This window comes from Agrococcus sp. TSP3-2-1 (genome assembly GCF_049897585.1).
In the GTDB taxonomy this organism is placed as follows: Bacteria; Actinomycetota; Actinomycetes; order Actinomycetales; family Microbacteriaceae; genus Agrococcus.
The window spans coordinates 26,870-39,370 of record NZ_JAFCWN010000012.1; the positions used below are offsets into that span (position 1 = coordinate 26,870).

12 protein-coding genes and 1 tRNA gene are annotated in these 12,501 nt (G+C 71.4%); 10 read left to right on the forward strand and 3 right to left on the reverse strand.

The window, feature by feature from the left end; genetic code table 11:
• Positions 1 to 149 precede the first annotated feature (149 nt).
• Both ACP7BI_RS13200 and ACP7BI_RS13205 read left to right on the forward strand, forming a co-directional pair.
• The gene (locus ACP7BI_RS13200) at positions 150 to 1,118 is read left to right on the forward strand and encodes a carbohydrate ABC transporter permease (protein WP_425847120.1); all 969 of its coding nucleotides are present in this window, start codon (positions 150 to 152) and stop codon (positions 1,116 to 1,118) included.
• Between the two features lies 1 nt (position 1,119).
• The gene (locus ACP7BI_RS13205) at positions 1,120 to 2,088 is read left to right on the forward strand and encodes a carbohydrate ABC transporter permease (protein WP_425847122.1); all 969 of its coding nucleotides are present in this window, start codon (positions 1,120 to 1,122) and stop codon (positions 2,086 to 2,088) included.
• Between the two features lie 161 nt (positions 2,089 to 2,249).
• Here the strand turns inward: ACP7BI_RS13205 and ACP7BI_RS13210 are convergent, their stop codons facing one another.
• Positions 2,250 to 3,629, reverse strand: a complete 1,380-nt coding sequence (locus tag ACP7BI_RS13210) for an ABC transporter substrate-binding protein (RefSeq protein ID WP_425847123.1) — start codon at positions 3,627 to 3,629, stop codon at positions 2,250 to 2,252.
• 139 nt (positions 3,630 to 3,768) lie between these two features.
• Between ACP7BI_RS13210 and ACP7BI_RS13215 the strand changes: the two genes are divergently transcribed.
• From ACP7BI_RS13215 to ACP7BI_RS13235, 5 genes are all read left to right on the forward strand, one after another.
• Positions 3,769 to 4,701, forward strand: coding sequence for an aldose 1-epimerase family protein (locus ACP7BI_RS13215; protein ID WP_425847124.1), 933 nt, complete (start codon positions 3,769 to 3,771; stop codon positions 4,699 to 4,701).
• A 98-nt stretch (positions 4,702 to 4,799) separates the two neighbouring features.
• A complete protein-coding gene (locus ACP7BI_RS13220; protein WP_425847127.1) occupies positions 4,800 to 5,414 on the forward strand; it encodes a PepSY domain-containing protein in 615 nt (204 codons plus the stop codon).
• A 122-nt stretch (positions 5,415 to 5,536) separates the two neighbouring features.
• Positions 5,537 to 6,307, forward strand: coding sequence for a methionine ABC transporter ATP-binding protein (locus ACP7BI_RS13225; protein WP_425847129.1), 771 nt, complete (start codon positions 5,537 to 5,539; stop codon positions 6,305 to 6,307).
• A complete protein-coding gene (locus ACP7BI_RS13230; protein WP_425847132.1) occupies positions 6,308 to 6,979 on the forward strand; it encodes a methionine ABC transporter permease in 672 nt (223 codons plus the stop codon). It abuts the gene before it with no gap.
• Between the two features lie 42 nt (positions 6,980 to 7,021).
• Positions 7,022 to 7,843, forward strand: a complete 822-nt coding sequence (locus ACP7BI_RS13235; protein WP_425847135.1) for a MetQ/NlpA family ABC transporter substrate-binding protein — start codon at positions 7,022 to 7,024, stop codon at positions 7,841 to 7,843.
• Here the strand turns inward: ACP7BI_RS13235 and ACP7BI_RS13240 are convergent.
• Positions 7,782 to 8,177, reverse strand: a complete 396-nt coding sequence (locus ACP7BI_RS13240) for a GyrI-like domain-containing protein (protein WP_425847136.1) — start codon at positions 8,175 to 8,177, stop codon at positions 7,782 to 7,784. The genes ACP7BI_RS13235 and ACP7BI_RS13240 overlap by 62 nt on opposite strands.
• Positions 8,153 to 8,225: transfer RNA gene (locus ACP7BI_RS13245), tRNA-Lys, on the reverse strand. Before ACP7BI_RS13245 ends, ACP7BI_RS13240 begins: the two co-directional genes overlap by 25 nt.
• 128 nt (positions 8,226 to 8,353) lie before the next feature.
• Here ACP7BI_RS13245 and ACP7BI_RS13250 point away from each other — a divergent pair.
• The 3 genes from ACP7BI_RS13250 to ACP7BI_RS13260 all read left to right on the forward strand — a co-directional run bounded on the left by ACP7BI_RS13250 (position 8,354) and on the right by ACP7BI_RS13260 (position 12,233).
• The gene (locus ACP7BI_RS13250) at positions 8,354 to 10,882 is read left to right on the forward strand and encodes an HAD-IC family P-type ATPase (RefSeq protein WP_425847139.1); all 2,529 of its coding nucleotides are present in this window, start codon (positions 8,354 to 8,356) and stop codon (positions 10,880 to 10,882) included.
• A 44-nt stretch (positions 10,883 to 10,926) separates the two neighbouring features.
• Positions 10,927 to 11,556, forward strand: coding sequence for a DNA-directed RNA polymerase subunit beta (locus ACP7BI_RS13255; protein ID WP_425847141.1), 630 nt, complete (start codon positions 10,927 to 10,929; stop codon positions 11,554 to 11,556).
• Positions 11,557 to 11,642: 86 nt separating this feature from the next.
• Complete coding sequence (locus ACP7BI_RS13260; protein WP_425847144.1) at positions 11,643 to 12,233, forward strand: hypothetical protein; 591 nt, start codon at positions 11,643 to 11,645, stop codon at positions 12,231 to 12,233.
• The last annotated feature ends 268 nt before the right edge of the window (positions 12,234 to 12,501 follow it).

The window sequence follows — 12,501 nt, forward strand, 5'->3', positions numbered from 1 at the left end:
GTCTTCCCTGGAGAAGTGCTCCGAGTGCTGAGCGGCGCTCGCGAACGGGAAGCGGCGGAATCGTTGCTCCTCCCAGAGAAGTGAAGTAGAACCGCTTCTCAGGGGGACAGTCCCAGTCCTGAGATCGACCCCCGATGGGAGGGGGATCGATGACGACCACCGCCGATGCCGGGCCCGGCAAGCGCCGAGCGCGCGCGCCGAAGGCGCCGAAGCAGAAGCTGGGCCGGCTCCGCCGCAAGGAGGCGGTCGCCGGCTATCTCTTCATCTCGCCCTGGATCATCGGCTTCCTCGTCTTCACGCTCGGCGCGATGGTCTACAGCCTCGTCATCTCGTTCAGCTACTACCAGCTCGCGACGAACACCGCGCGGCCGGCCGGCTTCGCGAACTACGAGCGGCTGTTCGAGGATCCGAAGGTCATCGGCTCGCTCAGCAACACGCTGTTCTACGCCGTGCTCGCGGTGCCGTTCGAGATCGTGCTCGCGCTCGGCCTCGCGATGCTGCTCAACAGCGTGCGGCGCGGCGCGGGCTTCTTCCGCACCGTCTTCTACCTGCCGAAGATGACGCCGACGGTCGCCACCGCATCCATGTTCCTGCTGCTCCTCAACGGCAACCAGGGCGCGATCAACCGCGGCCTCGCGGCGATCGGCATCCAGGGGCCGCAATGGCTGCTCGACCCCGATTGGGTCAAGCCATCGATCGTGCTCATGACGCTGTGGGGCGTCGCGGGCACGATGGTCATCTTCCTCGCCGCGCTGCAGAACGTGCCGACCGAGCTCTACGAGGTCGCTGAGGTCGACGGCGCGGGACCGCTCCGGCGCTTCTGGAACATCACGCTGCCGATGATCTCGGGCGCGGTGTTCTTCAACGTGCTCGTGCTCACGATCGCCGCGTTCCAGGTCTTCGACCAGGCGTTCCTGCTCTTCCATCGAGATCAGGTGCAAGGGGCATCGGATGCGTCGCTGTTCTACGCGATCTACCTGTTCCAGCAGGCGTTCCGGCAGTTCGACTTCGGCTTCGCGTCGGCGATGGCGTGGCTGCTGTTCGTCATCATCGTCTCGATCTCGCTCATCCAGGTGCGAGTCGGGAACCGGTTCGTCTACTACGAGAGCGAGCGCTGAGATGGCTTCGCAGACGTCGATCAAGACCGTCCAGGCCGCCGGGGCGATCGCCGAGGTGCCGCCCGAGGACGTGCAGGTGCGCCGCCGCAAGAAGTGGTTCGGGGATGCGCGCGGTCAGTCGCTCACGCCCATGGGCTGGGTGGGCCAGGTCGTGCGCTGGGTGCTGCTGCTGCTGTTCGCTGCGCTGTTCATGTACCCGCTCGCGTGGCTCGTCGCGGCGAGCCTCAAGCCGCGCGGCGAGGTCTTCGACAACCGGCTCATCCCCAACACCGTCGTGCCCGAGAACTACCTCGTCGCGTTCGAGGAGATGCCGCTCGCGAACTGGATCGGCAACAGCATCTTCATCGCCGTGCTCGCCGCGGTGCTCGTCGCGGTGTCGAGCTCGCTCGTCGCCTTCGGCTTCGCCTACTACCGCTTCCCGGGACGCGGCATCCTCTTCGGGGTCGTGCTCGCGACGATGATGCTGCCGGGCGCGGTCACGCTCGTGCCGCAGTACCTCATCTGGAACCAGCTCGGCTTCGTCGGCACGCACGTGCCGCTGTGGGGCGCGAACCTCTTCGGCTCGGCGTTCTACATCTTCCTGCAGCGGCAGTTCTTCCTCGGCCTGCCGCGGGAGCTGTTCGAGGCGGCGAAGCTCGACGGGCTGAGCGCGTGGGGACAGTTCTGGCGGATCGCGATGCCGCTGTCGGTGCCGTCGTTCGTGATCATCCTGCTGTTCGAGTTCCAGGCGAGCTGGAACAACCTGCAGGCGGCGCTCATCTACCTCAACACGGGTACGCAAGAGGGCTACACCGTGCCGCTCGGCATCGCGAGCGCGATGACGAAGTACAGCCCGACCGCGGGCGGGCAGGGCGACTACCAGTACGTGATGGTGGCCGCGGTGATCGTCACGATCCCGATGCTCATCCTGTTCGCGTTCGGACAGCGCTCGTTCATCACGGGCATCGCGACGACCGGCCGCAAGGGCTGACCGTCGGCCTCCGCGGGTGACCGCGGTGGAGCGATGCGCGCAACCGGCGGTGATCGGCACGGCATCACGCCGACGCTGCTCGCGGAGGGTTGAGTCGCCGGACCGGGACGCGAGAGGGCGCCCGACCGGCAGGTCGAGCGCCCCTCCCTCGGTGCCTGCGGCTACTGGCCGCCGGCCACCTGCTCGTGCGCGCGCATCGCCGCGTCCTGAGCCTGCGAGAGCGCCTCCTCAGCGCTCGACTCGCCCAGCAGCGCCGACGTCACGGCGTTCTGCAGCTCCGACTGGATCTGCTGACCGGCGGGCGATGCCCCGAACGACTCACCCTCCGCGGCGACCTCGTAGTACGTCGAGATGACGTCGTCGAAGCCCTCGAAGCCCGCCGCGTCGGCGAACTGCTCGCGCAGGTCCTGGTCGACGTCGGGCGAGCCCGTGAAGAGGCCCGTGTTGATGCCCTGGCGGTCGGGGTTCGACGCGGTCGTCTCCGCGCGCGCCTCGCCCGCGGCCTGCCACGCCTCGGGGGAGGTGAGCTCGAGCGCCCACGCGCAGCCGGCCGACGGGTTCTGCGCGTTCGCCGGGATGACGAACGCCTGGCCCGACGCGGCCGTGATGGGCTCGCCGTCCTGCGCCATCATCGGCACGGCGGCGATCTCGATCTCGCCCGCGTAGGCGGTCAGCACGTTCGGGTACCACTGGTCCCAGATGGCGGCGCCGACGGTGTCGTTCACGTAGGAGTTGCCGTCGCCGAAGACGTCGAAGGAGTCGACGAAGCTCTTGACGTTCGCGTATCCGCCCTGCGCGTCGTAGAGCTCCTGCAGGAACTCGACCGCCTCGATGTTCTCGGCGCGGTTGAGCGTCGGCATCCCGTCGTCGTCGATGATCCCGCCGCCGAAGCTCATCATCCACAGCGCGGCCTTCGAGACGCCCTGGGGGTCGAAGCCGATGCGCGTGGGCGTCGAGCCCTCGAGCGTCGTCATGCGCTCCGCCGCCGCGATGAATGCGTCGGGATTCGACGGGTCGATCTCCTCCTCGGTCACGCCCGCGTCGTTCAGGACGCGCATGTTCAGCAGCACGGCCGGCGGCTGGTAGAACTGCGGCACGCCCCAGACCTGGTCGTTCCACTCGACGTCATCGACGACCTGCTCGTACCAGCGGTCGTCCGGGTCGATGCCGTGGACCGCGAAGCACGCGTCGAGCGGCGTGATGAGCCCCTGCGCCGCGTAGGTCGCGACGAAGTTGCGGTCCATCTGCACGACGTCGGGCACGTCGCCCGACGCCGCGAGGGTCGTGAACTTCTGCGCGTCGAACGCCGTCGCGTCGATCTCGATCGTCGTGTCGGACTCGCCCAGCACGGCCTCGGCGTGATCCAGCCGCGACTGGCCGACGTCGTCGGCGTTCTCGAAGCCCCACGCGCTCACGGTGCCCGAGAACTCGGTGGAGAACTCCGCGGCATCGGCGGAGCCGCCGCCACCGCCGCCGCACGCCGTCAGGGCCAGCGTCGCCGCGAGCGCCGCAGCACCCGCACCCAACCTTCTGCTCGTCATCTCATGCCTTTCGACCGAACCCCGCGAAGGGGGCGGTCCGGCACCCTTGCCGGGCCGTTGGTCGGAAGATACACCGGCTCGCCGGGAGAAGTGGGGGACACCCGAGAAGTGGCGCTCGGGCATCTCCTATGCTCGCGGCATGCGGCCACCCACGGGACAGCAGTTCACGATCGCCCACGACGTCGAGGGCAAGCGGATGCGCGCCACGGTCACCGAGGTCGCCGCGGGCCTGCGAGAGCTCACGATCGAGGGGCTCGACCTCATCGAGCCCTTCCCGGAGGACGCCCGGCCGGCGAAGGCGCAGGGCATCGTGCTCGCCCCGTGGGGCGGGCGCGTCGCGGGCGGCGACTGGCGGCTGCGCGGCGAGGTCCAGCGGCTGCCGATCACCGAGCGGGACAAGGGCAACGCGAGCCACGGCCTGCTGCGCTTCGCGCCCTACCGGCTGCTCGAGCAGACCGCTTCACGGGTGCTGCTGCAGGCCACGATCTACCCGCAGGCCGGCTTCCCGTTCCTGATCGACACGTTCGTCGCGTACGAGCTCACTGACGACGGGCTCGTCGTCACGCACGAGGCGATCAACGCCGGCACCGAGCGCGCCCCGTGGGCGTGCGGCGCGCATCCGTTCCTCGCCGTCGGCGGCACGCCGGCCGACGAGCTGACCCTCACCGTGCCCGCCGAGCGCGTCTTCAACGCGGTCGACCTCATCCCGACCGAGGAGACCCTCGTCGATGCGATGGATGCGTCGGCGCCCGACCTGCGGGCAGGTCGACGGCTGTCGGAGCTCGACGTCGACCACAACTACGGCGGGCTCGACTTCATCGACGGCGTCGCGACCTCCTCGCTGCTCGACGAGCGCGGGCGCGGCGTCGAGCTGTGGCAGGACGACGCCTACCCCTACACGGTCGTCTTCACGCCGCGCGAGTTCCCCGCCCCGGACGGCACGCGGCACGCGGTCGCAGTCGAGCCGATGAGCGCGCCGGCGAACGCGCTGAACTCCGGTCACGGGCTCGTCTGGCTCGAGCCGGGGGAGTCGTGGCGAGGCCGCTGGGGCATCGCGCCCGTCGGCATCTGAGGCGTCGGCATCTGAGGCGTCGGCATCTGAGGCGGCGGCATCTGACCTCCCAGTCCGCTCCCACGGGGCTCCCACCCGCCGTGGCTACCGTCGTGCGCATGGCCATCGACTCGAAGCTGGGCGCCCCCCTCCTCATCGCCGTCGCCGCGACGGGCACCCTCGCGCTCGCGTCGTGCAGCGGCGGGGGCGGCAATCAGCAGCCCCAGCGCTCGGCCGAGCCGGTCGCGACTTCGGCGGCACCGGACGCGAGCGAGAGCGGCAGCGGCTCGAGCGCCGAGCCGAGCGAGTCCGGTCGCGGCATCGAGGGCATCGAGTCGGCCATCGCCGCGATCGAGCGCGCCGAGCAGGAGACCGGCGGCGTCGCCTACGAGATCGACGACGAGGACCAGGATCGCGCCTGGGAGGTCGACATCGCCGACGGCACCCGCCAGATCACGGTCATCGTGAGCGGCGACGGCTCGTCGATCGTCTCGACCTCCGACGACGCCGAGGAGGTCGACGCCGACGACCGCGCCGCGCTCGACGCCGCCGGCATCACGCTCGTCGAGGCGCTCGAGGCAGCAGCCGACGAGATCGGCGAGGGCAGCGCGTTCGACGACGCCTCGCTCGAGGACGAGGGCGGCGCGCAGGCGTGGCAGGTCTCGTTCGAGGACGGCGGCGAGGTCTTCGTCTCGGTCACCGACGGCTCGATCCTCCGCGTCGCCGGGCTCTGACCCTCGCGCATCGCCGCCCCGGCAGGCCAAGGGCGGTAACCGCATGCCCGCGACGCTATAGTTGATCCCGGTACAGAAATAGCGATCGGCGGGCGCCGCCGATGACGGGAAGCGGACGGACCATGCAAGCGAGCGGCGCGCCGATCGTCGAGCTCGCCGCCGTCTCGAAGCGATACCGGAGCGCTGACGACCCACGCCCAGCGCTCGACGACGTCGACCTCACGATTCACCGCGGCGAGATCTTCGGCATCATCGGCGAGAGCGGCGCGGGGAAGTCGACGCTGCTGCAGGTGCTGAGCGGACTCGTCGCGCCCGACGCAGGGCGCGTCACCGTCGCCGGCCGCGACGTCGGTGCCCTCGACAGGCGCGGGCTCCGCGAGCTCCGGCGCGAGCTCGGCGTCGTCTTCCAGGGCATCCACCTGCTCAGCAGCCGCACCGTGCGCGCCAATGTCGCGCTCGCGCTGCAGCTCGGGCCCCGCGGCGCCCGGCCGTCGCGCGCGGCGCAGGCGACGGCGATCGACGAGATGCTCGACTTCGTCGGCCTCGGCCACCGCGCCGACCACTACCCGGCGCAGCTCAGCGGCGGCGAGCGGCAGCGCGTCGGGCTCGCGCGCGCGCTCGTCGCGAGGCCGGCCCTGCTGCTGTGCGACGAGCCGACCTCGTCGCTCGATACGACCACGACCGCCGACGTGCTGCGCGTGCTCGAGCGGGCGCGCGAGGAGCTCGGCTCGACCGTGATCGTCATCACGCACGACCTCGACGTCGTCAAGGCGCTCTGCGACCGCGCGGCGCTCCTCGAGCGCGGCGCGGTGCGCGAGCTCTTCGCAGTGGCCCGCAGCGACTACCGGTCGATGCCGAGCTACCGCGAGCAGGTGCGCCGGGAGCTGATGTAGGTGGAGTGGATCACGGAGCTGCTCGCGCAGCACGGCGACGCGATGGCGGAGGCGCTCGCCGAGACCGGCTACATGCTCGTCGTCTCGCTCATCGCCGCGGTGCTCGTCGGGCTGCCGCTCGGCATGACCGTGTTCCTCACCGGCCGCGGCGGCCTCGCCGAGCACCGGCCGGTGTGGTCGGTCGCGAACATGTACATCAACATCGTCCGCTCCTTCCCGTTCCTGCTCCTCGTCGTCTTCCTCATCCCCTTCACGCGAGCCGTCATGGGCACGAGCTTCGGCACGCAGGCTGCGACCCTGCCGCTGTGCTTCGTCGCGGTCGCGATCTACGCGCGGCTCGTCGAGCAGATCCTGCGAGAGATCCCGCCGGGCATCTCGCTCGTCGCGCGCACGATGGGGGCGACCGTACCGCAGGCCGTGCTGCGCGTGCTGCTGCCAGAGGCGCGCTCCGGGCTCGTGTACGCGCTGACCTCCGCCGCGATCAGCCTGCTGTCCTACTCGACCGTGCTCGGCGTCGTCGGCGGCGGCGGCATCGGTGACTTCGCGATGCGCTACGGCTACCAGGAGTACAACGACGCGCTCATGTACATCACCATCGCCGTCATCGTCATCTGCGTGCTCGCGCTGCAGGGCATCGGCCACCGCATCTCCGTGCGGCTCGACCACCGCTGAGCCGCCCCGACCCCCAACCACCGAAGAAAGCAGGATGCTCCCATGCGCTCCACCCCCCTCCTCGCCACCGCGACGGCCGCCGCGCTCCTCCTCACCGGCTGCGGCGCGCAGCAGTCGGGCAGCCCCGACTCAGGCGCCGAGAGCGGCGCCGAGCCGACGACCATCCAGGTGGCTGCCGTCACGTCGCCCATGACGGATGTCGTCGAGGCGGCCGGCGAGGCGATCGCCGACGGCTTCGAGATCGAGCTCGTCGAGGTCTCCGACTACGTCACCGCGAACACGCTGCTGAACGACGGCGAGATCGACGCCAACTTCTCGCAGCACGTGCCCTACATGGAGGGGTTCAACGCCGCGAACGACGGCACGCTCACGGGCGTGCAGCCGGTCTACAACTTCGTGATCGCCTTCTACTCGAAGACCCTCGACGACATCGCCGACCTCCCGACGGGGGCGACCGTCGCCATCCCCGACGACGCGTCGAACACCGCGCGGGCGCTCAAGCTGCTCGCGAGCGAGGGCATCATCGAGCTCGACCCGGCGGTCGACCCCTACGAGGCGACGGTCGACGACATCGCCGGCAACCCCAAGGAGCTCGAGTTCCTGCAGATCCCGATCAGCTCGCTCAACACGGCCTACGAGGAGGCCGACCTCGTCTTCCAGTGGCCCTCGCACATCTCGGCGCTCGGGCTCAACCCCGAGGACGACGGCCTCATCACCGAGCTCGACGACACCTTCGCGCTGCACGTCGTCGTGCGCGAGGAGGACGCCGACTCGGCGGCGACCGCCGCGCTCATCGACGCGTTCACGAGCGACGCGGTGCGCGAGGTGATCGAGTCGAACGAGACGATCGAGGTCGCCTTCTAGCCCTCAGGCGGGCTCGACGGGCTGGCGGAGGATCGTCCGCCGCCTCGGCCCGGCGGGCGTCGCCGAGGTAGATCTCGTGGTGGCGCCCGCGGGGGCGGAGGCCCTCGGCTGGCAGGCTCTCGTCGTGGATGCGCGCGAGCACCGGACCCTCGTCGTCGAACGCGCCGACGTGGAGCGGCTGCGCGCAACGCCCCTCGTCGAGCCGCTCGAGGCGCACGTCCGCGACCGCATCTCGCCCGGCTTCGCGCGGTATGCGCCCAGCTCCCGCTCGAGGTCGATCTTCACGGTCGTCCTCCTCGACGACGGCAGTGGGCCCGGTGGGGCTCGAACCCACGACCAGCGGATTAAAAGTCCGATGCTCTACCGACTGAGCTACAGGCCCGCCGCTCCAGGATAGGTCCGCGAGGGCAGGGTCAACCGCTAGGCGGATCTTCGGGCCTGCACCCTGTCGTGCGAGCCCTCCATCCGTCAGGCTTGTCGCGTCCCCGCACCCGATGGGAGCCGCAGCCTGTGAACACGCCCGCGCGCACCGCGACCCGCACCGCCGAAGAGCCCGACGAGGGCAATGGCACCCTCGTCGGCGATCCCGATCGCCAGCGGCTGCTCTCGACCACCGACCCCGCGCAAGGGCTCAGGGCGGCCGAGGTCGCCGAACGCGTCGCCGACGGCCGCGTCAACCGGCTCGCGAACGCCTCGAGCCGCTCGCTCGTCTCGATCCTGCAGGCCAACCTCTTCACGCTCTTCAACCTCGTCATCGCCGTCTGCACCGCGGTGCTGCTCGTGCTCGGCCGCTGGCAGGACGCGCTCTTCTCGTTCGCCGCGATCTCGAACGTGCTCATCGGCGTCGTGCAGGAGTACAGCGCGAAGCGCAAGCTCGATCGTCTCGCGCTGCTGCACGTCGCCCGCAGCTCCGTGCTGCGCGACGGCGAGGAGCACGACGTCGCGATGGAGGAGCTCGTGCAGGACGACATCCTGCTGCTGCGCCGCGGCGACCAGGTGCCTGCCGACGGCGTCATCGTCGCGACCGACGGCATCGACCTCGACGAGTCGCTCCTCACGGGCGAGTCGGAGCCGCAGCTCAAGCACACGGGCGACGGCGTGCTCTCGGGCTCCGCGGTCTCCTCCGGCTCGGCAGCGGTGCAGCTCACGAGCGTCGGCGGAGACTCGTTCGCCGCGAAGCTCACCGCCGAGGCGCGCCGCTTCTCGCTCGTGCACTCCGAGCTGCGCAGCGCCCTCAACCGGGTCGTCAAGTGGATCTCGATCGCGCTCCTGCCGCTCATCGCGATCGTGCTCAACGGCCAGATGCAGGCGCGCGGCGGCTGGGAGGCGGCGATCGCGAGCGGCGAGTGGGAGGACGCCGTCGTCCTCGCGATCGCCGCGATCTCCGCCTCGGTGCCGCAGGGACTCATCCTCATGACGTCGATCGCGTTCGCGGTCGCGGCCGTCAAGCTCGCCCGCAGCCAGGTGCTCGTGCAGGAGCTCGCGGCCGTCGAGGGCCTCGCGCGCGTCGACGTCATCTGCCTCGACAAGACCGGCACCCTCACCGAGGGCGACATCGAGCTGCTCGAGGCGACGCCGATCGACGAGGGCGGGTCGGTGGCGGATGCGGTGCCGGCGACCGCGCTCGAGCGCGCCTCGGGCGCGTGGCCGCTCGCGCTCGCCTGGTTCGGCCACGACGAGAACGCGAACGCGACCGCCGCCGCGATCCGCCCGCTGCTGCCCGACCCGGCGCTGCGGCCGAGCGCCGTGATCGGCTTCTCCTCCGCGCGTCGCATGAGCGCCGTCGCGTTCGACGAGGGGCGCGCGCGCGGCACGTGGGTGCTCGGCGCCCCGGAGTCGGTGCTCGGCGACGACGGCGAGAGCCCGGCCGCCCGCCGCGCGCTCGAGATCGCCGCGCTCGGCCGCCGCGCCCTCGTGCTCGGCCGCGCCGCGCATCCCATCACCGCCGACGACGCCGAGCGCCTCGACCTGCCGCCGCTCGCGCCCGTCGCGGTGCTCGCGTTCGGCGAGCACGTGCGCGACGACGCGCCCGCGACGCTCGACTACTTCCGCGAGCAGGGCGTCGAGGTGCGCATCCTCTCGGGCGACCACCCGCGCACCGTGGGCGCCGTCGCGCGGCAGGTCGGCATGCCGCTCGAGGGCGACGCGTTCGACGCGCGGCAGCTGCCCGCCGACCGGGAGGCGCTCGCGGCAGTGCTCGCCGACCACCACGTGCTCGGCCGTGTCACGCCCGGGCAGAAGCGCGGCGTCGTCGAGGCGCTGCAGGCGCAGGGCCGCACGGTCGCGATGACGGGCGACGGCGTGAACGACGCGCTCGCGCTCAAGACCGCCGACCTCGGCATCGCGATGGGGGAGGGCGCTGCGGCGACGAAGGCCGTCGCCCGGCTCGTGCTGCTCGACGGCCGCTTCTCGCACCTGCCGCGCGTCGTCGACGAGGGGCGACAGGTGATCGCGAACATCGAGCGCGTCTCGCGCATCTTCCTCACGAAGACGACGTACGCCTTCACGATGGCGCTCGTGTTCGGGGCGCTGCTCATGCAGTACCCGTTCCTGCCGCGGCAGCTCTCGGCCACGGATGGCCTCACGATCGGCATCCCCGCCTTCTTCCTCGCGCTCATGCCCGCCGCGACCCGGTACGTGCCCGGCTTCCTCTTCCGCAGCCTCCGCTTCACGATCCCCTCCGGCATCACGATCGCGCTCTCGGTCGTCGCCGCGACGGTCCTCGGGCGCGAGGCCGGGCTCGACGAGCGGCAGGTGCAGACCGCCGCGGTCTTCACGCTCACCGTCGGCGGGCTGTGGGTGCTCGGCATCGCCTGCCGGCCGTTCACGGCGGTGCGGGCGCTCATCGTGGGCGTCATGATCGCCGGCCTCGTCGCCGCGGTGACGGTGCCGCTCGTGCGCGACTTCTTCGAGTTCCAGCTGCCGCCGACGCCGATCATCGCGTGGTCGATCGCGATCGGCCTCGCGGCGAGCGCGCTCATCGAGGTGTGGCACCGGCTCGCGCCGAAGCTGCCGCCCGCGATCGTGCGCACGACCTAGGCGCACCTCCCGCGCCCAGCCAGCATCCGCGATGATGGTGGGCGATGGCCGACGACTTCCACCGCCCGACTCGCTTCTCGAACGACTGGTTCGAGCGGGTCGAAGGCGACGTCGATCCGGTGCTGCGGCTGCAGCTCGCGGCCGACACGGCGCAGGCGCTGCTCTCGCGCGTGCGCGCCGGGGCCGACCCCGAGGTCGTCGAGCGCATCCTGACGCTCGCGCGCGAGGACGGCATCGACACGGTGGCCGAGCTGTGGTCGCACGCGCGGCCGCACTCGCTGCCCGGCGCGCTGTGGCGCGTCAACCTGCTGCACGCGCTCGTGACGCAGCGGGCCGACGAGGCGGCGGCGCTCTACCAGCAGGGGGCGGATGCCCTCCAGACGCCCGCGCCGGTCGTCGCGGGCGTGCCGGCGCCGGCGAGCCCCGACGAGCTGCGCTCGCTCTCGGAGACGATCCTCCGCGGGGTCTTCACCGGCGACTTCGCGCTCGCGCTCGACCGGGCCGCTGCCTTCGCCGTCGTGACCGCCGCGGGGGCCGTCGAGTCGGCGCACGTCGACGAGCCGACGAATCCCGAGCGGGCGCGGGAGCGCACCCGGCTCGCCGCCGCGCTCACCGACGTCGCCGACGACCTGCGGGTGTGCGCGCGCCTGTGGCGCGACGACTCGCTCGCCTGACCGGCCGAGCCTGCCCGACGCATGCGCTCGACGCCGTAGGCTGAACCGGGTCCGCGCGCCGGTCGCGGCCGGAATCGGAGATCGCCATGGCACGCCGTCCGCTCGCAGCCGCACTCGTCCTGGCCGCCGGCGCGCTCGTGCTCACCGGGTGCATTCCCGAGCCACCCGCCATCCCGCAGTCACCGGTGCAGCCGGCCGACCCGCAGCCCGCTGACCCCGCGCAGCCGAGCGAGTCGGCGGACGCACCCGACAGCGGTGCGCCCTCGGGCGAGGCGAACGTCGGGCTCGGTGAGTCGGTGACGGTCGACGACGGCGCGGGCGACTCGTGGTCGTTCGCCATCACCGGCATCGAGGAGAACCCGCCGGTCGAGTCGGGCGCGCCCGAGAGCGGCACCCGGTTCGTCGCCGTCCTCATCGACGGCGAGCGCGTCGAGGGCAGCCTGAAGTTCGCGTCCCTCTTCGACACCTCGATCATCGGCACCGACGGCGAGCAGTACCTGTGGGAGGACACGATCTTCGCGACCGCGGAGAACGACATCTTCTTCGCGATGGACGAGTCCTTGTCGGGCGCGAGGGCGCTCATCCAGCTGCCGGAGGGCGTCGACGCCGAGCTCGTCGTCCTGCGCTCCGTCTACGGCCACCCGCAGGTCGAGGACGTCGTCGTCGACGTGCGCTGACGCATCCCACCCTCGCGTTCGCGCTGAGCGCACGCCCAGGCGTGTCGAGTCGGCGCTCGCTACCCTGGAACAGCCGGGCCGCGTAACCCCGGGCTCCAATATTCGCCGCTGCGAGCGGCCTTCCGCCGAGAGGCGTTCGCGGCCCGGCTTCGGGTTATTGGCCAAAACGTGTGGATGCGTTCGGGTGTGTCATGAGTGTCCGGCCCAGCCTGCGCGTTGCCAGAGTCCTTCGTCGGCGGCGAGGCCGGTGCCGTAGAGGCCGGTTGGC

Coding starts and splice junctions, on each gene's coding strand:
- ACP7BI_RS13215 (WP_425847124.1), top strand. CDS start 3,769: ATGCGGCCACCCACGGGACAGCAGTTCACGATCGCCCACGACGTCGAG.
- ACP7BI_RS13260 (WP_425847144.1), top strand. CDS start 11,643: ATGGCACGCCGTCCGCTCGCAGCCGCACTCGTCCTGGCCGCCGGCGCG.
- ACP7BI_RS13200 (WP_425847120.1), top strand. CDS start 150: ATGACGACCACCGCCGATGCCGGGCCCGGCAAGCGCCGAGCGCGCGCG.
- ACP7BI_RS13205 (WP_425847122.1), top strand. CDS start 1,120: ATGGCTTCGCAGACGTCGATCAAGACCGTCCAGGCCGCCGGGGCGATC.
- ACP7BI_RS13255 (WP_425847141.1), top strand. CDS start 10,927: ATGGCCGACGACTTCCACCGCCCGACTCGCTTCTCGAACGACTGGTTC.
- ACP7BI_RS13235 (WP_425847135.1), top strand. CDS start 7,022: ATGCGCTCCACCCCCCTCCTCGCCACCGCGACGGCCGCCGCGCTCCTC.
- ACP7BI_RS13220 (WP_425847127.1), top strand. CDS start 4,800: ATGGCCATCGACTCGAAGCTGGGCGCCCCCCTCCTCATCGCCGTCGCC.
- ACP7BI_RS13225 (WP_425847129.1), top strand. CDS start 5,537: ATGCAAGCGAGCGGCGCGCCGATCGTCGAGCTCGCCGCCGTCTCGAAG.
- ACP7BI_RS13210 (WP_425847123.1), bottom strand. CDS start 3,629: ATGACGAGCAGAAGGTTGGGTGCGGGTGCTGCGGCGCTCGCGGCGACG.